Annotated in this window: 22 protein-coding genes, 1 tRNA gene and 1 pseudogene; 3 read left to right on the forward strand and 21 right to left on the reverse strand. The window is 55.8% G+C overall.

All coding sequences use genetic code 11. The features are described from left to right. Positions 1 to 2: 2 nt before the first annotated feature. The 16 genes and pseudogenes from HK22_RS09560 to HK22_RS09635 all read right to left on the reverse strand — a co-directional run. Positions 3 to 563, reverse strand: coding sequence for a nuclear transport factor 2 family protein (locus HK22_RS09560; protein WP_062108812.1), 561 nt, complete (start codon positions 561 to 563; stop codon positions 3 to 5). Continuing rightward, the gene (locus HK22_RS09565) at positions 556 to 1,809 is read right to left on the reverse strand and encodes an amidase (RefSeq protein WP_062108810.1); all 1,254 of its coding nucleotides are present in this window, start codon (positions 1,807 to 1,809) and stop codon (positions 556 to 558) included. The genes HK22_RS09560 and HK22_RS09565 overlap by 8 nt, the downstream gene beginning before the upstream one ends. Positions 1,810 to 1,839: 30 nt before the next feature. Further along, on the reverse strand, positions 1,840 to 2,322 hold the full coding sequence (locus tag HK22_RS09570; protein WP_062108808.1) for a flavin reductase family protein: 483 nt from the start codon (positions 2,320 to 2,322) through the stop codon (positions 1,840 to 1,842). Then, positions 2,319 to 3,065, reverse strand: a complete 747-nt coding sequence (locus tag HK22_RS09575) for a class II aldolase/adducin family protein (RefSeq protein WP_233142530.1) — start codon at positions 3,063 to 3,065, stop codon at positions 2,319 to 2,321. Before HK22_RS09575 ends, HK22_RS09570 begins: the two co-directional genes overlap by 4 nt. Before the next feature lie 8 nt (positions 3,066 to 3,073). Then, positions 3,074 to 4,066 carry a ketopantoate reductase family protein gene (locus HK22_RS09580; protein WP_086649081.1) on the reverse strand — a complete coding sequence of 331 codons (993 nt, stop codon included), beginning with the start codon at positions 4,064 to 4,066 and terminating at the stop codon, positions 3,074 to 3,076. After that, positions 4,066 to 5,001, reverse strand: coding sequence for a PDR/VanB family oxidoreductase (locus HK22_RS09585; protein ID WP_062108802.1), 936 nt, complete (start codon positions 4,999 to 5,001; stop codon positions 4,066 to 4,068). Before HK22_RS09585 ends, HK22_RS09580 begins: the two co-directional genes overlap by 1 nt. Beyond that, complete coding sequence (locus HK22_RS09590) at positions 4,998 to 5,732, reverse strand: SDR family NAD(P)-dependent oxidoreductase (protein ID WP_086649082.1); 735 nt, start codon at positions 5,730 to 5,732, stop codon at positions 4,998 to 5,000. Before HK22_RS09590 ends, HK22_RS09585 begins: the two co-directional genes overlap by 4 nt. After that, positions 5,729 to 6,202, reverse strand: a complete 474-nt coding sequence (locus HK22_RS09595; protein WP_062108797.1) for an aromatic-ring-hydroxylating dioxygenase subunit beta — start codon at positions 6,200 to 6,202, stop codon at positions 5,729 to 5,731. The genes HK22_RS09590 and HK22_RS09595 overlap by 4 nt, the downstream gene beginning before the upstream one ends. Beyond that, positions 6,199 to 7,464, reverse strand: coding sequence for a Rieske 2Fe-2S domain-containing protein (locus HK22_RS09600; protein ID WP_086649083.1), 1,266 nt, complete (start codon positions 7,462 to 7,464; stop codon positions 6,199 to 6,201). The genes HK22_RS09595 and HK22_RS09600 overlap by 4 nt, the downstream gene beginning before the upstream one ends. 64 nt (positions 7,465 to 7,528) lie before the next feature. Further along, on the reverse strand, positions 7,529 to 8,686 hold the full coding sequence (locus tag HK22_RS09605) for an acyl-CoA dehydrogenase family protein (protein ID WP_086649084.1): 1,158 nt from the start codon (positions 8,684 to 8,686) through the stop codon (positions 7,529 to 7,531). Between the two features lie 137 nt (positions 8,687 to 8,823). After that, positions 8,824 to 11,100 (reverse strand): TonB-dependent receptor, encoded by a 2,277-nt coding sequence (locus HK22_RS09610; RefSeq protein WP_233142532.1) that lies wholly within the window; start codon positions 11,098 to 11,100, stop codon positions 8,824 to 8,826. 593 nt (positions 11,101 to 11,693) lie between these two features. Beyond that, entirely contained in the window at positions 11,694 to 13,775 is a 2,082-nt protein-coding gene (locus HK22_RS09615; protein WP_086649086.1) for a PQQ-dependent dehydrogenase, methanol/ethanol family, read from the reverse strand. Positions 13,776 to 13,786: 11 nt separating this feature from the next. Beyond that, the gene (locus tag HK22_RS09620; RefSeq protein WP_062108789.1) at positions 13,787 to 15,280 is read right to left on the reverse strand and encodes an aldehyde dehydrogenase family protein; all 1,494 of its coding nucleotides are present in this window, start codon (positions 15,278 to 15,280) and stop codon (positions 13,787 to 13,789) included. Positions 15,281 to 15,467: 187 nt separating this feature from the next. Beyond that, positions 15,468 to 15,935, reverse strand: a complete 468-nt coding sequence (locus HK22_RS09625; RefSeq protein ID WP_062108787.1) for a MarR family winged helix-turn-helix transcriptional regulator — start codon at positions 15,933 to 15,935, stop codon at positions 15,468 to 15,470. A gap of 49 nt (positions 15,936 to 15,984) precedes the next feature. Beyond that, positions 15,985 to 17,274: an MFS transporter gene (locus HK22_RS09630; RefSeq protein WP_233142533.1), complete on the reverse strand. Its 1,290-nt coding sequence runs from the start codon at positions 17,272 to 17,274 to the stop codon at positions 15,985 to 15,987. 117 nt (positions 17,275 to 17,391) lie between these two features. After that, positions 17,392 to 17,610, reverse strand: a pseudogene (locus HK22_RS09635) (IS5/IS1182 family transposase); the annotation flags it as partial. Between the two features lie 372 nt (positions 17,611 to 17,982). Between HK22_RS09635 and HK22_RS15100 the strand changes: the two are divergent. Further along, positions 17,983 to 18,051, forward strand: a tRNA-OTHER gene (locus HK22_RS15100). A gap of 220 nt (positions 18,052 to 18,271) precedes the next feature. Here HK22_RS15100 and HK22_RS15320 read toward each other — a convergent pair. Then, complete coding sequence (locus HK22_RS15320; RefSeq protein ID WP_233142535.1) at positions 18,272 to 18,625, reverse strand: hypothetical protein; 354 nt, start codon at positions 18,623 to 18,625, stop codon at positions 18,272 to 18,274. Between HK22_RS15320 and HK22_RS15515 the strand changes: the two genes are divergently transcribed. Continuing rightward, positions 18,581 to 18,715 (forward strand): transposase, encoded by a 135-nt coding sequence (locus HK22_RS15515; protein ID WP_369827244.1) that lies wholly within the window; start codon positions 18,581 to 18,583, stop codon positions 18,713 to 18,715. The genes HK22_RS15320 and HK22_RS15515 overlap by 45 nt on opposite strands. Before the next feature lie 54 nt (positions 18,716 to 18,769). Here HK22_RS15515 and HK22_RS09645 read toward each other — a convergent pair whose 3' ends face one another. The 4 genes from HK22_RS09645 to HK22_RS09655 form a co-directional block, all read right to left on the reverse strand. Further along, entirely contained in the window at positions 18,770 to 19,747 is a 978-nt protein-coding gene (locus tag HK22_RS09645) for an LLM class flavin-dependent oxidoreductase (RefSeq protein WP_086649087.1), read from the reverse strand. A gap of 195 nt (positions 19,748 to 19,942) precedes the next feature. Then, positions 19,943 to 20,032, reverse strand: a complete 90-nt coding sequence (locus tag HK22_RS15205) for an SDR family oxidoreductase (protein ID WP_197458958.1) — start codon at positions 20,030 to 20,032, stop codon at positions 19,943 to 19,945. Positions 20,033 to 20,062: 30 nt separating this feature from the next. Further along, a complete protein-coding gene (locus HK22_RS15210) occupies positions 20,063 to 20,305 on the reverse strand; it encodes an SDR family NAD(P)-dependent oxidoreductase (protein WP_198945521.1) in 243 nt (80 codons plus the stop codon). Between the two features lie 110 nt (positions 20,306 to 20,415). Beyond that, entirely contained in the window at positions 20,416 to 20,997 is a 582-nt protein-coding gene (locus tag HK22_RS09655) for a TetR/AcrR family transcriptional regulator (protein ID WP_062027534.1), read from the reverse strand. Between the two features lie 120 nt (positions 20,998 to 21,117). Here HK22_RS09655 and HK22_RS09660 point away from each other — a divergent pair, with 120 nt between their 5' ends. Continuing rightward, positions 21,118 to 22,098, forward strand: coding sequence for an SDR family NAD(P)-dependent oxidoreductase (locus tag HK22_RS09660; protein ID WP_086649088.1), 981 nt, complete (start codon positions 21,118 to 21,120; stop codon positions 22,096 to 22,098). Positions 22,099 to 22,106: the final 8 nt, after the last annotated feature.

Here is a 22,106-nt window from a genome sequence, read left to right on the forward strand (position 1 = left end):
GATTAGGGGTTCATCAGAACAGAGTGCTTTGGAAATGTCTCGGCCCATCCACTTTTCAGGGGAGAAATAAACACGTTTTCCGTTCGTGTCCGAGCAATTTTCCAGACACCGTCTTCGCGACGGAACAGGTTGTTCAGCCGGCTGGACCGTAGAAGCGAGGATCCATCACTAAAGATCCAGGGTTGGCAATGAATCCACTGTCCGTCTGCATGATCGCCGTGAACATGGATCTGTTCCGACGTCAGATAATGCACGTTCAGCAGAAGTTCGGGGTCACGCTTTTGGCCCCAGAAAGCCTGAAAATGCGACCGGATTGCGTTCTTGCCGACGCAGCGGCCGAACTGGTTGTCATAATACTCGCCGACACCTTCCCAGACTGCATCTTCAGTATACAGGTCCATAATCCGGTCCACGCGCTGCCCATCGTCTTTCACATCAGCTTCAGGGCAGGGTGTGTCGCACAGGAACATGTAACGCGCCTGGATCCTGCGGATGTCAGCCTCTGCTTCCAGTGTGACAACACGCTGTTCCAGCATTTCCAGTCGCGTCAGAAGTTCACTCATGACCGGTATCCTGCACGCAAATGGAGGGAATAGGGCGTGCAGGAAAAAGCGTTTCAGCCCATGTGGCATAATCCAGCAGGGATTCATCCTCACCAAATGCGCCCAGAAGCTGAATCCCGACTGGCAGGCCGTTTACACCCGTAAAGCCGGGAAGCGTGACGGTTGGCAAACGCAGAAGCGTCCATATGCGGCTGAAAATCGGGCTGCCTGTCCCGTCTTCTTTCTTTGGCGCCTCCCCAGGAGCCGCAGGAGCCAGCAACAGATCATAACGCGTAAAAACATCGGCAATCTGTGCACGCAACCTGTCTGCTTCCGCGAGAGCCTGCCGATACGTCGCATAGTCGATCGCACGTCCCGCTTCGATCAAGCTGACAATCTGGCTGCTGAGCAAGGCACGTTGCTCGGCATATTCCCAGCCCAGCGCCTGGCAGGCCTCATAGCTCATGATCGTCACATGCAGGTCAGCAGCGGCTTTGAATACAGACAGATCGACGTCTTCAACAGTTGTCTCTCCACCCAGGCAGGCACCTGCCTTTTGCAAAGCCATACGGGTCGAGTCCTCAGCCTGATCCCACCAAGGCGTACGGCAGACTCCTACCCGCTTCGGGACAGCGGATTTCACCGTACTGGCAGTCGGAACCGGCCCTTTTAAAACGCTATCTGCAAGAACCGCTGTTTTAACATCCGGCGTAATTGTGCCCAGCGTATCAAAAGACGGTGCCAGTCCTTTGATTCCCGCCCCGGCATAACGTCCATAAGACGGTTTGAACCCCACCACGCCGCAATAGGATGCAGGCCGTGTAAGAGAGGCTGCCGTCTGGGACGCCAGTCCGATGTCGATCATGCCGGCTCCCACAGCCGCCGCCGAGCCACTCGACGACCCCCCTGGCGTGCGTGAAAAATCATAGGGATTGACTGTCGGACCAGCCCGGAAAAAAGCAAATTCCGTTGTCACCGTCTTGCCGACACACAGGGCCCCGGCCGCCTTGAGCTGAGTGACACATGCGGCATCATTTGGAGTATGATGCCCTGCGTAGATCGGTGATCCATGCGCTGTTGGGTAATAGGCCGTGTCGATGATATCCTTCACCCCGACACTGAGGCCCGAAAGCGGCCCCTTTGGTGCATTACCGGCGTCATGACGCAAACGGACCGGATCGTAAGAGCTGAAAGCCTGAATGCTGGCTTCGTGACGTTCAATCCGCGCCAGAAGAACGGTGGCAGTATCGGGAGTATTTTCGCTCATCGGGAGCCTCTTTTCTGGATAGGGAAGAATTCAGGCGAGAAGGTCGAACGTGCCTCGATAATAAAGCAGAGGAGGCATCTCGCCATCCTCGTTCATTGTGATGTGCACGGGACGGGCGAGGAAGATTTCATGTGTTCCACCCCGCAGGGTCTCAATGACTTCCACCCCGATCTGCACCAGGGCATCACGAACAAAACACGTACCATCATCGTGGCGGATACAGTGTTCGTCCATGGATTTGGCATGGGACGGCATGGCGAAATGCCGGGCAATGCCTTCCTGCGAATTCGTGAGAATACTGATGCCAAAGCGCTGGCTCTGCTCGATAGCCCGGCATGTCGCGCTTTTGCGGTTCAGGCAGATCAGCAGCGTCAGCGGATCAAGTGAAACGGAACTCAGGGCACTGATCGTTGCCCCCTGCTCTCCCTCATCCGAAGTTGCCGTCACCACAGCGACACCTGTCGCAAAATGTGCCATCGCCTTGCGAAAAACGTCTGAAGTTACGCTCGTCATGCCTTGTCTCCTGTCCAGAGCGGTCCACGTTCCTTGCGCATCTTGCGCACAGCGGCATCAAACATCCTGTCTGCCGCCGATGATCCGGAAATCAGGGTGGCGGCGTCTCGCGCGCATCCCCGTTTGATATCGTCGGAAATCAGCACATCCGGACCAGGAATCTGCCCTGCATGGCACTGAATTTCCGCAGCACGCTGCACGATCCACAACAGGAAGAACGTGCGCGCCACATCAGCTTCTCCTACGGCAATGCCATGATTGCGCAGAACGAGAACATGCTTGTCGCCCAGGCTTTCGAGCATCCGGGGGCGCTCTTCGTCATAAAGGGTGATGCCTTCGAAGGCATGATAACCCACCCGCTCAAAGAGCTGCGCGCCGTAAAAATTATCATGGCTGAACCCGGCCTGCTTCATTGCCACGGCACAGACTGCGTTCGTATGGGTATGGATGACACAGTGAATATCATCACGGGCAGTATGAATGGCGCCATGAAGGGCAAAGCCGGCAGGATTGGGTTTGTGTTCCGCCTCGGTGATCAACTGCCCGTCGGCATTAACGACCAGCAGGTTGTCAGGCGTCACCTCGTCGTAATTAAGACCAAACGGGTTGACGAGATAACGTGTTGGCGTGCCCGGAAGGCGGACGGAAATATGATTGAAAATCATCTCCGTCCAGCCGTAATGATTGATCAGATGATAGCACTCGGCCAGCCGTACTCTCAGCTGCATTTCTTCAGTCGTCATGTCCATCGTCATGATCGTATTCCCTGTGCCTGCACGCGTTGTGCGGCCTTGAAGGTTGCCAGTTCAAGAACGGTTGACATAACGGGCATCGGCACATCATGCGCCTGCCCGATTTTCGCAATTGTCCAGCCGATTGCGTCCAGCTCCAGTATGCGCCCCGCACAGTAATCCTGAAGCATCGAGGTACGGTGTGGACCTGCCTTCGCAATGGTGTCCCGGATCTCATCCACGTCATGCAGGTTGGAAAGACCGCAGGCAGTCCCGACTGCGAGGGTTTCTTTAAGGATGTCAGCAATAACAGCCTCTGTTGATACTGCGCCTGCCAGAGTGGAAAGGCTGGCTTCACAGACCACCGAAAGCGGATTGGTCGCCAGATTGGCAGCAATCTTGTTCCAGATATCGCATCGGATCTGCGGACTGGACCGTGCCGTAATCCCCGCCTGCTGCAGGACATGAAGGACATGGCTCAACCTGTCATCAGGCATGCCGTCCACCATCCCCAGAACCAGCATCGGAGCGCGGGCGGAAGACACCACTCCCGGTGCCGTCTGTTCTGTCATGGCATAAGCCACGGCGCCGACGAGGCAGGAGCGAGAAAACAGGTCTGACAGGCGTCCATCTGGATCCAGCACAGGTACCGCTGCCTCAAACGCTCCGTTTGGGTCGGTGGCCATCCACCATGGCAGACCATTCACGACCGGAATGACAAGCGTCTGACGGCCAACAGCATGCCTGACGGTTTCAGTCAGTTGAGGTAACTGGTGAGACTTTCCAGCCAGCAGGATCACATCCTGATGACAGTCCGGCGCTCGCGTATCCGCTATGGGATGGCAGATACTGCGGTCCTGTCCATCATCCAGAACCAGCCCGTTTTCGTGCAGTGCCTGAAGCGTTGCACCCCGCGCCACGACCGAAAGGGAGGCCTCTGTCCGCGCCAGCATCGCGGCCAGGGTTCCCCCCAGCGCTCCAACACCTGCGACGCAGATTTTCAGCCCTGCCATTACAGATCCACAACCAGCAACGGCGACTTTGCGCGCGAACAGCACAGTGCGATCTGGTCAGTCCGTTCATCTTCGGTCAGATACTCATCCCGGTGGTCAGGGTCGCCTTCGAGAAGGTCAACAACACAGGTCCCGCAGATCCCCTGCTCGCAGCTGACCGTGACCTTCACGCCTGCCCGTGCCAAAGCGGTGGTAATGGGTTCGTCTGCACCAACCTGCACCCGGACGCCGGCTTTTGCAGCCAGAACCTCGAATGTTTCTCCTTCACTGATCGGAAGTGCGGAAAAAGCTTCCCGGTGGATCTGCGCTTCCGTCAGGCCAAGAGCAAGGGCTGCCTCCTGCACCCCATCCATCAATGCAACCGGACCACAGGTATAGACATGTCCACGTCCAATGCCCTGCAGCACAGAAGACAGATCAGGCCGGGACGTGGACGGATTACTCCGGTCATGTATCTGCACACGGTCAGCAAAAGACGAAGCCTGCAGGAAAGCTGCAAAGGCAGGATCGCGCGCGACATAGTGCAGGGTGAACGGCACATTTCGGTCACCAAGCTCATGCGCCATGGCGATCAGAGGCGTTACTCCAATCCCGCCGCCAATCAGGACATCAGGCCCTTCGGACGGCACCAGTGGAAACAGATTGCGGGGTGCACCGATTTTGAACACGGCACCCGGCCTGACTGTTTCGTGCACGGTGCGTGAACCGCCCCGGGAATTTTCTTCCAGGAGCACGGCCAGACAGTACCGTGTCTTATCCGCCGGATCGCCGCACAGGGAGTACTGGCGAACAAGGTCATCTCCCAAAATCAGATCGATATGCGCACCTGCCTCCCAGGCCGGCAGTTCGCCCGTTACGGGAAACAGATCGAAAGACAGGACTTTCCCGATCAGTTCACATGATCCGACACGGACTTCGATCGTCTGTGTGCTCATCGCATGTACAATCCGCTATTAATGTCGATTGTGGAGCCCGTGATAGCCCCTGACAGGGGATGCGCCAGTTCCGCGACCATACGCGCCACGGAAAGCGGGTTGCCGAGCTGCCCTGTAGGCAGTCCGGCTATCAGCCCCGGCATTTTCTCGGCACCGATTGTCTCCGCCACGGATGGAAGATCCAGCGGCCCCGGAGCAATCGCATTCACCGTGATGCCAAAGGGGGCGAGGTCGCGTGCGAAAACTTTCGTCAGTGTATGGATCGCGCCTTTCGAGGCTGCATAATGCGCACCCGTTGCCGTGCCGCCGTTTTCACCGGCCAGTGACCCTATATTGACGATCCGCCCCGGAGCGTTCTGCGTCCGCAGCCTGCGCGCAAATCGCTGACATCCCAGAAACGTGCCGCGCACATTGACCGCCATGACCGCATCGAACGTATTGATATCGATCTCGAGAACCTTCTGCGCCTTCATGACTGCGGCATTGTTCACCACGAGCCAGGGCAGGCCGAAATGCCGTTCCACCGCATCCAGACCGGCCTCAACCGAAGCTTCGGACGCAACATCCATTTTCAGGGCAAACGCCTGATCGCCCCAGTCCGCGACAGAAGCCTTCGCGGCATCAAGATCCAGATCAGCCGTAACAACCCTGTATCCCTCTGACAGAAGATGCCCGGCGATACAGGCTCCCAGACCCCGCGCAGCCCCTGTGACCAGTGCAACCCGGCTCAAAGGATATAACTCACAGCGGTCAGCGCCTCGGTTGAGATCAGCAGACGCACGACCTTGAGCGCGATTTTCAGCCCGTCCTCAGTCATTTCCAGACGATAGTTCAGGTTGGCGGCATAGTCATGAACGCGGCCCTGTCGAAGTTCCTGAAGCATCTGGGCGCAGCGCAGGGTGCAATGCGTGTCACTGCTCTCCAGCATCCGGTAACGCGACAGAAGCCGGACTGTCCGTGCCGGGGGCGCTGCAGAAATAGAACGACCGCTCAACAGCCGTACGACGCGCTTTTCACGCATCTCGGCATCGTCATAAGCGTAATTCAGAACCTTCTCGAAATCTTCCACATCGGGGTCAATCGGAACGACATAGCGCCCTTCTGGCGTATAGAGTTTCAGCCAGTCGTGAAAATCGCCATGGTCGAGCATGTCAGCTTCGAGCGTGATAAGTGAAATGGCATCCTGTAGCGTAATGCTCATGCCCCTGTCTCCTCCGACATCGCAATCAGCCATTGTCTGTAGGCTGCCCGCATCCCTGTTTCGGCACTGACGTCGCTGAACAGATTTCCATCCTCACGCCGTGCTTCATGGCCAAGACCACGATTCAGCAAGATGGAAATATCCTTGCCCGCCAGTGATCCGCGCTGCACCCGGTCCCACGCTTCTGCATCATCGGGAGTTCCGAAGCCCATCGGACCCTGAAAATGTTCGTGAAGCCGCAGACGCGCTTCATTGGCAATATCAGGACCGCCATCCATACCAATGGCGATATGGCGGATTTCGGTCTCGGTTACACTCAAAGGCCGCAGGACCCGGAAAAAGGCCATGGAACAGGCAAGGTTCGGGAAAAGATTGAGATTGAAACCCGATCCACCTACGGCACGTACGATCTTGCGGACCTGCTCGTCAGGATAGTCCTTGGCCAGTTCCGCGGCCAATTCAGCAAAGCGCTCCGGAATAGGGGCATCAAGCCCTTCATCCAGATCAACCAGCTCCGGAATCATGACCATGACCGAGTGCCCATGCCCCAGGTCTTCAACAAAACCTGCACCTTCAACAAAATCGAACGTATTCTGTGTTTCCGCATCGACGGAATCCAGAAAGGACTTGTGGACGATCGGGAAGTGATAGGCGTCCGTTGTGTTTTCGAGCTGGATCTTCCAGTTGCCCGGGAAGGTGAACTTGTGTTCACCCATCGTCTTGACCGGCCAGCCGGCCCCCTGCTTCATGAAGAGATCAATCCAGGGCTTCGCACGGCCCAGCCACTCATCGAGGGACATGATATCCTTGTCGAAACTGGCAAAGATCAGCCCGTTATACTCCTCGACCTTCAGGGAGATGAGCGGCAGTTTGGACTTGTCCAGCTGCCCCGTATAGCCCTCCTGATGAGGAACCCCCCGAAGAGCACCATCCAGACCATATGCCCAGCCATGATAGGGGCAGACGAAACTGGCCGTCTTGCCATGCTTGAGCTCACATACCGTCGCGGCACGATGCCGGCAGCGGTTGAGCATGACATGCACCACACCCTTGCGATCACGCGACACTATGACCGGGTGAGACCCGACGAATGTCGTGATGAAGTCACCGGGTGCCGGCAGATCACTGCGATGCGCAACCCAGATCCAGTTGTGCATGAAGATGCGATCCATCTCCATGTCATACAGATCCGGATTGCTGTAGATCGAGCCATCGGCACGGTCGTCGTCCAGAAGGCTCTTGGGATCGGGCAGGCCCTGCATGTGCAATATTTCCCTTGTTATAGTCTGCAATTATGTTTCGCGGAAATTCAGGAACAAGCGGAATTCATGGATAACCAGGTCGGTTTCCCCGCCCCAGAATGACACGTCCCGCAGCTTCGTAATTGCCTTTCGCCATGAACGCATGCTGTGCAACGACACTGCAGTCCTGCATGCAACGTCCCAGAATATGCTCACTCTGCACAGCAGCGATGCCACCAAGCTCGAAGCACATGCGTGCGACCTGCGCGGCCACCTGGGCAGCATGCGTGGCCGCCAGACGAATACGGTTGGCAAGCGTTTCGGGTACGGTCTGTCCATCCAGAAGCAGGCCCCAGGCTTCTTCTGTTACACCGTAGAAAAAAGCCCGCGCCGCCGAGAGCAGCGCTTCAGCTTCGCCAACAACAGCCTGGACATGAGGACGATCCGCCATGGTAGGCGCACCAGTAATGGAACGGCGCCCCGCTGCCATCGCCGTTACTTCACCTAGCGCCCGACGTGCACAGCCCAGCCCCACGACCGTTAGCACCTGTGCCGCCAGTCCCAGAGACGGGTACTGATAGATCGGTTTGTCCAGCATCGGCTTGCCGCCACGAATGAACGTCCATTCCTCGGCTACCGGGACATTTTCAACGACGACATCATGACTCCCCGTACCGGCAAGGCCAATTGTGTCCCAGGTTTCCTCGATCCGGACGGAAGAGGCAGGCATGACAGCGGTACGCGGCAACCCGCCACTCTCGCCAGCCACGGCAATACCAACACCGATCAGTGACGCTCCGGGGCTGCCGCTAGCATAAGGCCAACGACCGTTGACGATGAAATTATTGCCGACGCGCTTCGCAGCCTGGGGAGGAAAAATGGCACCGGCAAAAACAACATCAGGGCCATCCGCGTAGATCTTTTCCAACGTCGATATGGGCAATGCAGCCAGATAGGTTGCCGAAACCCCAAAGCTTGCGACCCAGCCCGCAGAGGCATCGGCGTGGGCAATCGTTTCGATCAGGCTGAGAAATGCCATCGGAGAAGCCTCAAGCCCTCCGAAGCAGTGTGCCACAAGTGCACGATAAACACCTGCCTTGCGAAACCCTTCAACGATATCCTGCGGAATACGGCGGGCTTTGCGGAATTCCAGCGCACGCTCCCGGATCGTTTCCAGCAGTGGCGCGAGTGCGGGATCTTTCAGGAGTTCACCTGACTGCCCATCGGAAACATGCTTCAACATCAGATGTCCTTGTTCAGGAGCAGCTTTAGCTCCAGAGGCGATCCATAATTGTTACGCTATCGGCATTTAGTGGATTATTCCACTACTTTTTCACAAAAATTTCCGCTGGTGTCTGGAAGCAGCCCAGCGGAAAAATGTCAGAATGCGACCCCGCCCTGAATGTACCACTGACGACCGCGATCGAAGGATTTCTGGTAGTTTCCAAAGCTTCCGGAATAGCTGCCCCAGGCCATGAATTTCTCGTTCGAAGCGTTATCCAGGCCAACCATGGCGTTATATTTCTGGTTTGCACTAACCCAGCGCGCGCTCATGTTCACCGTTATATACTTGGGCTGTATCAGCGCGTTGTACATGATGGCATTCAGATTGGCATTGTAGCGGGACCGATAGGTGGCATCTACCCGAGGGGTAAGGCTACCATATTGACCCAGGTCGATCCTCTTCGAAACGCCAGCATTGGCTGTCCATTTCGACACAAGGACAAACATGGAGTTCAATCCAAGCCCCTGTACGCTTGCGGTTAGACTCGTGTAATGCGCATCCGTTTCTCCAACGGAACCACTTACCGTCCAGCCATCTCCGAGCGCATACTGACTTTCAAGTTCAAAACCCGAAATATGGGCTTTACCCGCATTGGTATAATATGGTCCGATATGCGTGGCATCAGACACCAGAAGCTGCACGTCATCATAAAAAGTGAAAAAGCCAGCGGCACTGATACGCAGACGATGGTTGAGTCCATAAAACTTCAGCCCACCTTCGAAAGTATTGACGCTTTCCGGACGAAATGAAGGAGGAGCATTGGTAATATTCGTCAGGCGCTGCGTAAATCCGCCACCCTTGAACCCTTGTGAGAACGTTGTGTATCCCATCAGTTCCGGCGTAAACTGATAGGAAAGATTGACCATTGGCGTCCAGCGCGCATTGTTGTTGTGATAGGACTGATACGGAACAATGCGGGTTCCAACAGGCGTGGAAACGATGGGGGCACCAATAACTTTGGTAATATACTGATCAGGAGTAAAAGTTTTGTTGTCTTCCGTGTAACGCACACCTGCCGTAAATGTCAGCTTTTTGGTGATATTATAGGTTTCCTGCGCATAGGCAGCATAGTTCTTGTCCTTGAAATATCCGCCACTTTGCAGACTTTCGACATAAAACTCCGTCGGATTTACGTCCGCTCCACTTTGGGCAAAATAGTAAACACCGGCTGAATAATGAAGCCTGTTACTAAGAGCATGCCCGTTGACCTGAAATTCTTCAGAAAACTGCTTTTCGAGATAATGATCCGTAACGTAATTGATCCCGATAGGAGAAGAATCACGATCCTGGGCAAACGCACCGACTGTTTTGCGATAGGCCGTAATGGACTTCAGATCGAAATACTGGGAAAGTTCGTAATCAACAGTGCCCGAAGTCGACCAGCTTGTCAGATTCGAATAATCGGGCTGGCTACCATAGTTCGTGTTCTTGCTAAAATAGCTGGAGTTGTAACAACCTGCCCCCGGACAGTTTAGCAGTGTTCCCCCATGCATGGCGTTGTTAAGCGCTATCATGCTGCCTGTCGCATCCGGATTGACGCCCGTTGTCACATACGGGGCGCCATTGCTCCGATCGCGCGTCCAGTCACCGCGCAAAGTAACATTCAGCTTGTCGATGGGATGCCATCGCAAAGCCCCTTTATAGACCTGTGTGTCCTGGTTGCCGAGTTCGCGCTGGTTTTTCTGGTTAGGGGCATGCACGTAACCATCCTGCATGAAACTACCAGCCGAGAAATTGGCAAACAGCGTCTTGGATAAAGGCACATTGAAAAAGACACGTCCGTTAATCCGGTCAGCCGTTCCGTATTTCACGTCCGCCTTGGCAGAGAGCTGACTGTTCGGTGTCAGTGACGAAACAGAAACCGCCCCGCCAATGGTATTACGCCCGAAAAGTGTTCCCTGCGGGCCGCGGAGAACAGACACATTGGCAATATCGACCATGTTCAGTACAGCCCCGACAGGACTGCCGACATAGACGCCATCAACATACATGCCGACCCCGGGATCGACGCCGAACGAGAAATCCGTCTGTCCGATACCGCGAATGAACACAGCTGCCGCATTTGCAACACCCGAATTGGATGCCACGTTTCCAAAGGAAATATTCGGCGCCATATCCTGAATTTTTGCGAGAGACGTGATGCCGCGCTCGGTAAACTGGGTTCCCGTTACGGTCGTCATGGAAATAGGCGTGCGCTCGATCCGTTCACTCCGGCGCCGAGCCGTGACGGTAACTTCTTCAAGCCGCGTTGCGTTGACGTCCTTGCGTGCCGCCTTATGCGCAACACTCTTCTTGCCCGAAGCGCTGGAGACGGTCTTTTTGACTGCTGCAGCATCTGCCACGTTTGCATCAAGCATAAATGAGAATGCCATAGCCGAGCATCCCGAATATAGAAAAGCGGCCCGGATGGCTCTGGCGGCACAAAGAACGGCCGGTCTGGACGCAGTACTCGATGTTTTCAAGCGCATAATACCTGCTCCTCCTTACTGCGTCGGGTCCGATCTGCGGACGCGAGTTTTCAAGACGATATCGAAACATCATTACGGAGGATGAATGGATCTCCAGATCGCTCTGATTCTGCGAGTTCGTTGCTTCCCCGGATTCTTTCGACAATCTCAACCTCAATATCTTGTGAAGTTTCCACTGAAATGTCCACTTGATTCGTTGCGTTTCCGGCATATTAAATCACGCGGCAGGCGCGGACATTTTTTCAATCCAACGCAAGTGTCAAACAGACTATATGTCTCCACGACCACCATCTTCGAGGTGGCCTGTCCATTGAGGACAATTTCTTATATTACCCTCAATGGACAGAATTTGTTTATCAGTTCTGAAGTAAATTTTATTTCGTATAACCAACAACTCGCCTCAGCACAGAATTAGAATCACTGAATTAGGTTCCCATTCCACGAAAGTATTAATAATAAATATATGGTTGTTATTTTTTATCCGCGACCAAACCCGGTCAATGATTGCGACTTATGAGAAAATTACGGATTTCTTCTATTTCAGACGACTTCAAGACATCAGAAAATTTTGGCATTCCGTAATTTGCCAAGGCTCCTCTCCCAACCACGGCATGGAACCCCTGCATACTTTCAAGAGCGCCGGACCACCGTAAATCAGGTAGAACACCACCTGAAACCGCATTATCGCCATGGCAGGCCATGCAGTAATTCTGATAAATTCCGTAGCCTTCCTGAGCTTTTTTTTGATCGAAAGTCTGTGCTGTTTTGACAGGGCGCTGTGACTGACGTGTCTCCGGTGGAAGGCTGTCATGTCCATTGAGGGCAAATACCAGAAGCCGGGAATGGTTGATGCTTGTATTCCTGATTCGGGCAAGCGCTCCGCCCATCAACGGAAATGCTCCGCCCCAGCCAACTTCTATCGCCACATACTGCCTTCCGCCTACGGCATAGCTCACCGGGGGCGCTACAATTCCTGTATGCGCATCAAACTGGAAAAGCGTTTTGCCCGTATTGGCATCATAAGCCTCAAAAGTGCCCGTAGAGAGGCCCTGGAAAACCAGATCTCCGCCTGTCGCCAACACACCACCATTCCAGGGCGCACTATGCTCTACCCGAAACGCCGGTTTGCCAGCGACAGGATCCCAGGCCAGAAGCCAGCCCTGAACGGTTTTGGAAACGGCCTCCAAAACTTTCGGATCAGCTGGAAGCCCCGTCATGTCGATGCCCAGATTGACGCCAATCTTATGCAGTTGCATGTGTTCATTGGCCTTGAACGGCTCTGGCAGCTGCTGAGCGGGAATATAGACGTATCTGCTCCGCGGACTATAGGCCATCGGCGCCCAGTTATGCCCCCCCAGTGAGCCCGGAATGCCAAACCATGTCTTGCCGCTGACCGACCACATGGCGTCGGGTACAATATCCGGGCGTCCGCTCTTTGGATCAAGGCCTTTGGCCCAGTTCTGGAACGTATACGGCGTGCCAGACAGAAACTCGCCCGTGGCTGCATCCAGCATGTAGAAAAAGCCGTTCTTTGGTGCCTGCACCAGCACATGGCGCATCTTTCCCTTGACCGGCAAATCCAGGATCATCATGGGTTGAGACGCCGTAAAATCCCATTGGTCTTTTGGGGTCTCCTGGAAATGCCAGACATATTCGCCGGTTTCCGGTCGCACCGCGACAATGCTGGCCAAAAAGAGATTGTCCCCCACACCATTAGAGCGGAATTTGTAATTCCATGGGGAGCCGTTTCCGACCCCCAGATACACCAGGTCTGTAACCGGGTCGTAAACAATGGAATCCCATACGGTTCCCCCGCCACCGGAATGTATCCATCCGCCGGTCGGGCTCCATGTCGGATATGCCAGCGAAGAAAGCGCTTTGTCAGACGCTGCGTGATCGGGGGCATTTTCCGGAGCGGGAACCGTAAAGAACCGCCACTTCAGTTTCCCGGTGACTGCATCGAACCCTGAGACGAACCCCCTAGCCCCGAATTCGGATCCCCCATTGCCAATGATGACCACATTCTTCGCAATCCGCGGTGCACCATCAATAGTGTAAGAACGGATGTCCCCCAGTGTCTTGTCCTGCGGGATCGTGTTCACGCTCCAGATCAGTTGCCCGGTTCTGGCGTCCAGTGCGATCAGCCGCCCGTCAAACGTACCAACGTAAACACGGCCATTCAGATAAGCCACTCCGCGATTGACCGTATCGCAGCATCCTCTGGCCGCAATCGTTCCGGGCACCCTGGGATCATACCGCCACAGGACACGCCCCGTAGCTGCATCAAGTGCTTCGACCTTGCTCCAGTTTGTCGTGGTGTACATGACACCATCAATGATCAGCGGCGTTGCCTCCTGCCCTCGCAGGCTATCGAAATCCTGATGCCATACCAGCCCGAGCTTCCCGACATTTCCCGTGTTGATCTGCTTTAGGGGGCTATATCGCTGCTCGAAAGCCGTGCGCCCATGCTGGGGCCAGTCATCGGGCGAACCCACACTGCCCTGCGCAAGCGCCGATCCACCCGAAAGTGCAGTCGCACAGCACAGAACGAGCGCCGTCAGGGGAAAAATTCTAGCCATCCCGAGGCCTCTCAATGCTGGATACAGATGGATTTGGTTTCGGTGAATGCGTCCAGCCATGCTGTTCCAAAATCGCGCCCGATGCCGGATTGCTTGATCCCTCCAAAAGGCATGTTCGGATCAATCATGACATGGCTGTTGACCCACACCGTTCCCGCTTCCATGCGGGGTGGCAGCTTCATCGCTGCTTCCAGATTGTTCGTCCACAAACTCGCAGCCAGTCCGAAATTTGTATCATTTGCTTTTGCAAGGGCTTCTTCGGCGCTGGACACTCGTGTCAATGTCATGACAGGGCCAAATACTTCTTCCCGTGTCAGGGCCAGCGTGTCGTCGGGATTGAGAACCAGCGCAGGGCGAATATAGAACCCGTCCCCTTCCGGGACCTGCGGGCCTCTCAGCATCTCTGCCCCTGCCTCGCTGGCACGGTCCAGATAGGACTGGACTTTCTTCTGCTGCGGTCTGGACACTACGGGATTGATAAATGCCGTCGGGTCCATTCCCGGTCCGATACTCATTCCCGAAAGGGCGATCTCCAACCCGGCAGCGACCCTGTCAAACAGAGGCGCCTCCACATAAATCCGCGAGCAGGCCGCGCAGACCTGACCCTGATTGAGAAAGCCAGCCATTGTCAGACCATTCACGGTCCGCTCGATGTCAGCATCAGCCAGCACGATGGCAGGATTCTTGCCGCCCAGCTCTAGCGAAACGCGCGCCAGCCTCGAGGCGCATTGCTCTGCAATCTGCTTTCCTACAGGGGTCGAGCCCGTAAATGTCACCTTAGCAACATCCGGGTCGCTGACCAGAGCTGCACCAGCCACGGCCCCCATCCCCGTCAGAACATTGAAAACGCCGTCAGGCACGCCGGCTTCAGTGGCCAGCTGCGCAAACCACAACATGGTCAGTGGCGTGATTTCAGACGGTTTGACGACCACCGAACACCCGGCAGCCAGAGCCGGAAGAACTTTCCATACCCCGATCAGGAGCGGAAAATTCCAGGGCACGATACCCGCCACCACGCCAATCGGCTCCTTGCGCGTGTAAGCAGTATAGCGCGCACCAGGTGGCATCGCGATGGAAACATCCAGGCTCTGACCGGTGATCTTGGTTGCCAGACCTGCCACATACCGGATCCAGCTCTGCGCGCCTCCGGCTTCAAGAATCCGAGACAGCGTAATGGACTGCCCCTGTTCTAGGGTTTCAAGCTGGGCAAGAATCTCTGCATCACGCTCTACCAGATCAGCAAGACGCAGCAGGATCCGTTCACGTTCGGAAGGGCGCATATCGCGCCAGACGCCTTTGTCAAAGCTGCGCTTTGCCGAAGCAACCGCGTGCTGGACATCGTCAAATCCGGCATCCGCCACAGATGACAGGACTTTCCCTGTCGCAGGATTGAAAACGGGCAGACGCGTCTGAACGCTGGAATCGACCCATTGACCATCAAGGTAAAGGCCGTGCTTACGGTCCAGAAACATCTGAACGTCAGGAAGAACGGATGTCACGGTCATAGGAATTCTCTCGTTTTGCACGCGCTATGGCAGAAGGACCAAAGCGATACATCTCGATGCTATTCCGGAATGGTGGATAATTCCACTTATTTATCGAGTTTTTGTTTCACGTGCCTTATGCGCACGGAAACACCCGGTGACCTGGGGTTACGACCTTTTGTGCAGTGAGCAGACGTTGCGACAGATTTCAGTAGATATTGTCGTAGATCCGGCGGGTCATCGCCATGAAGGCCTGTATCTCCTCATCCGACGCGTCGCCGAAAGCACGTTCGAAAATATGCCCGGCCTTGGCACGAACCTGAGAGAGCGCAGCCCTACCCTTCTCGGTCAGGCGGACTTCCGTCACCCGGCCGTCCGTCTGGGAGACGCATGTCCTGACCAGATCCTCGCTTTCCATCCGATAAATCAGCTTGGTCATGGTAGACACACGGATCACCGCAAGATCCGCAATCCGGCTTATGGTCGCAAACTCATATTCATGCAGAATATTCAGGACGCGCCAGCGCGGCACATCCATTCCAATCGGTTTTAGATGCGCGTCCATTCGCAAATGATAGAGTCCGACCAGACGAGACAGATGAAAAAACGGCGATGTCTCCGGAGAGAATGCAGGATCGCCGGGATGCGCCTGCCGCCAGGTCTTGCCACGTCTCAAGTCATATTCCTATCAGATCGGTCATGAATATTACGACTAGCCGATAGTTTCAGAACTGGGAAGAATGATCCTCCACAACCTCATGCATCCCACTCCGATACAGCGCCATTGCAGATCCCAGCGCAAGCAGGAAAACATACACCATGATCCCCGTAACACTGCCCGTTCTGTAATACAGCACGGTCGCCAGGAACGGAGAGATCCCTCCTGCCAGGGTGGAGCCCAGTTCATGCGCCAGCGCTACTCCCGAATACTGGCAAAATGGGGGAAAGAGGCGCTCAAGCAGTATGGGCTCCACCGCGATCATGGGGGCATGGCCCAACATCATGATTAAAACAAACCCTCCAATCACCGCGACAGGCTGTCCTGTAGACACCACCCAGAAAAATGGCACTATCAAAAGGACGAGAGCACAGATACCCGCCAGATAGACCTGTGCAGCCCCGAACCGGGTTGAAAGCCACCCGAAGAAAGGCATGGCAAACCCATCTGCGATCAGCCCGCAGGTCATACCCGCAAGCAACAGACTATCCGGCACATGGTGCGCCCGACCGTAAACCAAACCGAACACCGATATCAGATAGATTCCGCCGTTCTCCGCCAGACGGATTCCCACTCCCCGGATCACCGTAAGCGGCTTCTGACGCAGGAACTGCATCAGGCGCGGCTGCCTGGCCTGTGGCAAAGTCTCTTTTCCTGAAAGCTCTCTCTGGGATCTTAGAAAAAGTCCCACTGCCACAAATGGAAGCGTTGCCAGGAAGCCAAATCTCCACCCCCATGAAAGGAAGACGTGTTCAGGCATATGTCGCAAACCCCACATCGTGGCCGTACCCAACACCATGCCCAAGGCCACGCCGGACTGGCTGAGTGCCAACGCGATGTTCCGCTGATCCGGGCGACCTGGGGGGCGGGCTTGCCCGATCACTAGGGTACTTCCAGCCCACTCCCCCCCTGCCGCGATTCCCTGCACCAACCGCAACACTAGCAGAAGCAGCGGTGCCAACAGACCGATCTGTTCGTAGGTCGGCAAAGTGCCGATCAGGGCTGTAGCACCCCCGATAATGAAAAGGGTCCAGCGCAGAGAGGTTACGGATCCGTACCGGTCCCCAATAGCTCCAAAAATCATACCGCCCAAAGGGCGCACGAGAAATCCCAACGCAAATACAGCGATCGTCTCGATTTGCGTCAGAAATGGGTCATGTTGCTGACTGAAAAAGATACGCGAAAAAACCAGCGGGGTCGCTGCCGTGTAGAGCGCAAAATCATACCATTCAACAACATTGCCTATCATCGCGCTGATCGTTGCCAGTTTTACCGTACGCACCCAGATAGCCCCCATAATTCCGTTTTTATATCGGATCGATATTTATAAGAAATTTCAACTGAAATATTTTTGGAATCCTCGTTCTCCGCTATCAGGAAAAAATCGGAAAAATCCCAATCTTAGGCTCAGGGCTCATAGCCAGAACCTGACGGTTGCAGCGAGACAGATGGCCGAGAAGAGGACGGCCGGGCATCGGTTGTAGCGTATTGCGGCCCGCCGCTAGTCTTTGAGCCTTCCAAACATGATCTTGATGCAGTTGCGGCGTTTGTATTTCGGCCTGTCGTATCTGACAGGTCTCCCGCAATATTCCCGTCCTGGAATACAGGGCTTTATCCCTTTCTCTTCCAAGGCATACGTTCTGATCGGTGAGGACTTATGTTTAACAGATGCACATATTCGGTTTTATGGGCTTTTATGAACACTATCTGTTTTTGACTGTGAAGGTGAACGCCTGAAGCAATCTGACCTAAAGGCTGCATGCGTTCGAAAACAGGGCTGTTTTTGAACGCATGGTTCAGCCGGGGTCGGGACGATTTCGGCTGTGATCGGAGTGACAGGATTACCAGAACGGTATCATGAACCATGCCGAACGCAGATTTTGGAGGCGTCGGCGTCTATGAGTTGGACCAATTCTGGACCAATCCCCGTTGCACCACATGACACAACGCGACACGCATCGATACCATAACTCACTGTTTTAATTATATTTATCTAAAAATCTCTTTGATATGAAAAGGTTTGATTCGCCCTTTCACGGCGGCAACACGGGTTCGAATCCCGTACGGGACACCAATTTTTGGTAATGGTATCAGCGCATTAGAGCTGTATCGGGCGCCAAAATTAAAAAATTAAGTAGCGGTTTTGGACCAATGATGATTCCGTCTAATTTCGGAGTTTATCGCGTGGCCCGCACAAAATCGGCCAAGAATGCCAATGATCCTGCGACAGGACGACCGGCAACCTGACGGCGTGAGTTGCCGGGGCCGCAGGCAATACAGAGCCCGCAAGCTGGTCAGAAGGCCAGCGGATTATCAGAACATTTGACATCGCTCGTCTTACCCACGCCTGGCTCGAGGAAACCTCGGTCAAAACGCGCGAAGAGCGTCATATCGACGTTCAGGCCTTGAACGGCCTCCTGCTCCGAACTCTGATTGAGCGCTACCGTGACGAATTCATGGCGCACTGCGACGCTGACCGGACAGGCCATATCCCCGCACTTCTTCGCGACCCCATCGCAGACCTGAAGTTCTCTCGCCTGACGGCTCCAGCAGTTCGAGGCTTTCGCGTCCGTCCGGAGATAAACGCCCGTTTTCTCAATGGTATGCTGCATGTCCTGCGCGTCGGTTGTCCCCGGCGAGATATGCATGAGTGTTATGGCCAGTGGAACTCGGTCTATGTCCGGTTCCGGCGCTGGGCTGAAAGGGTGTCTGGGATGCCCTGCTGCAAACCCCGATAGACTTGAGACTGACTGATGACTGGCAGCATATGCTGTGCCGCGGCCTGTACTCGGTCATGCTCCCATCAGATGATGGGCGATCCCACTGAGGGTGCGTCGCCTTTCTTCCTGAGAAAATAACGGTGCACCGATCAGGAGTTCATCAGGCCTGTATCGCTCCACGAAGGCGGAAATGTTTTGCGCAACGGTTTCTGCCGTTCCCACAAAAGTATGACGCAGTGTACTATCAAGAAGGCGTTGCTCCTGGCCATTCCAGGACACTGAACGGGGTGCAGGAAAAGTCGTCGGACGTCCCTGACGCAAAGCAATGAAATGCTGTTGCAGGGATGTGGCCGCTTGCTGCGCCCTGGCGTTCGTCTCTCCGATCACTGCGTTGATGCCCAGCATGGCGTAAGGTGATTGCAGCCGCTCCGAAGGCTCAAACCGCTCCCGATAGAGCGCCAAGGCATCTTCCATCAGGTCAGGGGCAAAGTGACTGGCGAATGCGAACGGCAGCCCCATGATAGCGGCCAGATGAGCTGAGAACAGGGACGATCCCAGCAGCCAGACCGGTACAGTCAGCCCCGCGCCTGGAACGGCAAAGACTGTCTGCCCTGGTTGCGGCTTTTCAAAATAACGCAGCAGTTCGACGACATCCTGTGGGAAGCGGTCAGCAGAGGTCGGGTCACGGCGCAGTGCGCGCATTGTCGCCTGATCGGAGCCGGGCGCACGTCCAAGCCCGAGATCGATCCGGCCTGGATAAAGGCTTTCCAGCGTGCCGAACGCTTCGGCAACAGCAAGCGGGGCATGGTTCGGCAGCATGATCCCGCCTGCGCCTACCCGGATGGTTTTCGTAGCTCCTGCGACATAGCCAATCACGACCGCAGTCGCGGCGGAAGCAATGCCTGGCATCGAATGATGTTCGGCCAGCCAGAAGCGCTGGAAGCCGAGACTTTCCGCATGCTGCGCAAGATCCGCACTTCGATGAAGCGCCTCGGCGGCCGAACTGCCTTCGGTGATGAACGCGAGATCGAGAACTGAAAGTGGAATCATGTGCAACGCCCTGTCACCGTTTTTCCATACAGGTGGGGTGTGCTGCGGTATGTACCAAGCAGAAAGTGGAGTTGTAGGTTTCTTATGACAGGCAAGAGGGAGCTTTCCCCCAATTTTACTTCGTCCCTCTTTCAAAACCACCTTTTAGCTCGACGAAGATAAAACTTGCAGGGAGTTGTCGCCTTCATCCCGTCCTCAGCTCGATCCGACCATGAAGCTGGCCTCGTCTGATGCGAGAAAAGCAATTACTTTAGCGATCTCCTCTGGCTGAGCCGCACGTCCGATGGGCCGTCTGCATCAATACGGTTGAGAATATTAGTCACGGTATCCCCTGAGCCCACTGCATTGACCGGATCCCACGACCGATTGCTTCCACTGCCAGTATCCGGCATCGACAATAGCGCCGGTACCGTTCGGGATCATCGCACGCATCGCCTCACGCGAGTGCAGGAACACGCCCCGGATATTGACGGCGAAGATGCGGCCGCAGTCCTCAAGCATCATGCCCACCACCAGTTTGTTGATGATGATGCCGGCATTGTTCACAAGAATACCCAATACTCTGCCAGCAGAGGACCAAGATGGCCGGCCGCGATGAGAGGCTGGGCCTCGCCCTCAACCCGGACGATCTGTCAGCCGAAAGTGTAGCAGGTAGACAGGATGCGACTTTACGATGCCAAAGACCGCGAACCCGCGATGAGAATATCGACGAGGCGTTTTGCACTGCTCTCCCAGCCGGGACCGGCCGAAAAATTTGAAACGCCCGCCAGCGCGCGGAGCAGATCCAGAGGCTCGATGTCCGCGCGAAACTCACCGGCTGCGATGGCAGCGGAGACAAGGCTGTTGACTGCGGCTTTCAGAACATCGCCGGAATGCGCATAGAGCGCCCCTGTTCCCCCGACCAACCCGTTGAGCGCGGGAGCGATGACCTGCTTGGCGGCGATGTAATCCACGAACAGTCGCATCCATGCACGCAGCGCCTCCACGGGTGGATGCTGCGCGGCCAGCACGGGGGCCGCTTCAGCGAGGCGATCCAGTTCAGCGCGATAAACCGCCTCGATAAGAGCGTCGCGATTGGGAAAGTGGCGGTAGAGCGTGCCGATGCCAACGCCCGCACGCCGCGCGACTTCATCCAGAGGAATGTCCACTTCGCCCATCGTAAACGCGGTTTTGGCCACGTCCAGGAGCTGTTCCCGGTTGCGCTGTCCGTCGCTGCGCGGTCGGCGACGAGATTTTTTCACGTCGGTCACCTGTCCTCCCCTTGTTAAACGGAGCATTGCTCCGTATATGCAAACGGAGCGATGCTCCACATAAGACATTCCATACCATTTCGGCAAGGAATGGATGCACCATTTCAGGGAGTTCCACCCATGACTCAGGTTTTTGGCGCAACCTCAACGACTGATGATGTTCTCTCCGGCGTGTCCCTGAAGAACAAGCGCGTTCTCGTGACCGGCGTTTCCGCTGGACTGGGTGTCGAAACAGCCCGGGCGCTGGCGGCTCATGGCGCGCATGTCGTAGGCGCGGTACGCGATCTTGCAAAAGCGAAGCGCGCAACCGATCAGGTCCGCGAGGCTGCGGCGCAGGGAGGCGGCGCATTCGAACTTACCGCGCTGGACCTTGCGGATCTGGCGAGCGTCCGCGCCTGCGCCGACCGTCTGAATGCACAAGGCGCGCCGTTCGACCTGGTGATCGCCAATGCGGGCGTGATGGCGACGCCGTTCGGACATACGAAAGACGGGTTCGAGACGCAGTTCGGCACCAACCATCTGGGACATTTCGTTCTGATCAACCGTATCGCCGCCCTGCTGCGCGATGGTGCACGTGTGGTCAATGTGTCCTCGGCCGGACATCGCTTCGCCGACGTCGATCTGGACGACCCGAATTTCGACCATACGCCTTACGTGCCGTTTGTGGCCTATGGACGCTCCAAGACCGCCAATATTCTCTTTGCCGTCGCCTTTGATGCGCGGCATCGCTCACGGGGCGTGCGGGCAACAGCTGTTCACCCCGGTGCAATCATGACGGAACTGGTGCGGCATATGGCGCCGGGCGAGATCGAAGCCATGGTGAGTCAGGTCAACGAACAGGCCATCGCCGATGGCCATGAGCCGTTCCAGTTCAAGACCATCCCGCAGGGTGCCGCAACCTCGGTCTGGGCCGGCGGCGTGGCTGATGCCGATGCAGTAGGGGCGCATTACTGTGAGGACTGCCACGTCAGCGATGTGATCCCGGACGACCAGCCGATCAGTCTGGCCAATCCGGGAGTCCGCGCCTATGCTGTCGATGCGACACGCGCCGAAGCCCTGTGGACAAAGAGCGAAGAGATGGTCGGAGAACGCTTCGCCTAAAGCCTTCG

The sequence above is a fragment of the Gluconobacter sp. DsW_056 genome, assembly GCF_002153595.1.
GTDB lineage: Bacteria > Pseudomonadota > Alphaproteobacteria > Acetobacterales > Acetobacteraceae > Gluconobacter > Gluconobacter albidus.

What these genes read in the sequence shown, in the direction of transcription:
- HK22_RS09560 (WP_062108812.1), bottom strand. Translation starts at nt 563, where the DNA reads ATGAGTGAACTTCTGACGCGACTGGAAATGCTGGAACAGCGTGTTGTC.
- HK22_RS15320 (WP_233142535.1), bottom strand. Translation starts at nt 18,625, where the DNA reads ATGCATATCTCGCCGGGGACAACCGACGCGCAGGACATGCAGCATACC.
- HK22_RS09645 (WP_086649087.1), bottom strand. Translation starts at nt 19,747, where the DNA reads ATGATTCCACTTTCAGTTCTCGATCTCGCGTTCATCACCGAAGGCAGT.
- HK22_RS09575 (WP_233142530.1), bottom strand. Translation starts at nt 3,065, where the DNA reads ATGACGACTGAAGAAATGCAGCTGAGAGTACGGCTGGCCGAGTGCTAT.
- HK22_RS09580 (WP_086649081.1), bottom strand. Translation starts at nt 4,066, where the DNA reads ATGGCAGGGCTGAAAATCTGCGTCGCAGGTGTTGGAGCGCTGGGGGGA.
- HK22_RS09595 (WP_062108797.1), bottom strand. Translation starts at nt 6,202, where the DNA reads ATGAGCATTACGCTACAGGATGCCATTTCACTTATCACGCTCGAAGCT.
- HK22_RS09610 (WP_233142532.1), bottom strand. Translation starts at nt 11,100, where the DNA reads ATGGCATTCTCATTTATGCTTGATGCAAACGTGGCAGATGCTGCAGCA.
- HK22_RS09620 (WP_062108789.1), bottom strand. Translation starts at nt 15,280, where the DNA reads ATGACCGTGACATCCGTTCTTCCTGACGTTCAGATGTTTCTGGACCGT.
- HK22_RS09630 (WP_233142533.1), bottom strand. Translation starts at nt 17,274, where the DNA reads ATGGGGGCTATCTGGGTGCGTACGGTAAAACTGGCAACGATCAGCGCG.
- HK22_RS09660 (WP_086649088.1), top strand. Translation starts at nt 21,118, where the DNA reads ATGACTCAGGTTTTTGGCGCAACCTCAACGACTGATGATGTTCTCTCC.
- HK22_RS09605 (WP_086649084.1), bottom strand. Translation starts at nt 8,686, where the DNA reads ATGTTGAAGCATGTTTCCGATGGGCAGTCAGGTGAACTCCTGAAAGAT.
- HK22_RS09615 (WP_086649086.1), bottom strand. Translation starts at nt 13,775, where the DNA reads ATGGCTAGAATTTTTCCCCTGACGGCGCTCGTTCTGTGCTGTGCGACT.
- HK22_RS09570 (WP_062108808.1), bottom strand. Translation starts at nt 2,322, where the DNA reads ATGACGAGCGTAACTTCAGACGTTTTTCGCAAGGCGATGGCACATTTT.
- HK22_RS15515 (WP_369827244.1), top strand. Translation starts at nt 18,581, where the DNA reads ATGCTGCATGTCCTGCGCGTCGGTTGTCCCCGGCGAGATATGCATGAG.
- HK22_RS09585 (WP_062108802.1), bottom strand. Translation starts at nt 5,001, where the DNA reads ATGAGCACACAGACGATCGAAGTCCGTGTCGGATCATGTGAACTGATC.
- HK22_RS09565 (WP_062108810.1), bottom strand. Translation starts at nt 1,809, where the DNA reads ATGAGCGAAAATACTCCCGATACTGCCACCGTTCTTCTGGCGCGGATT.
- HK22_RS09600 (WP_086649083.1), bottom strand. Translation starts at nt 7,464, where the DNA reads ATGCAGGGCCTGCCCGATCCCAAGAGCCTTCTGGACGACGACCGTGCC.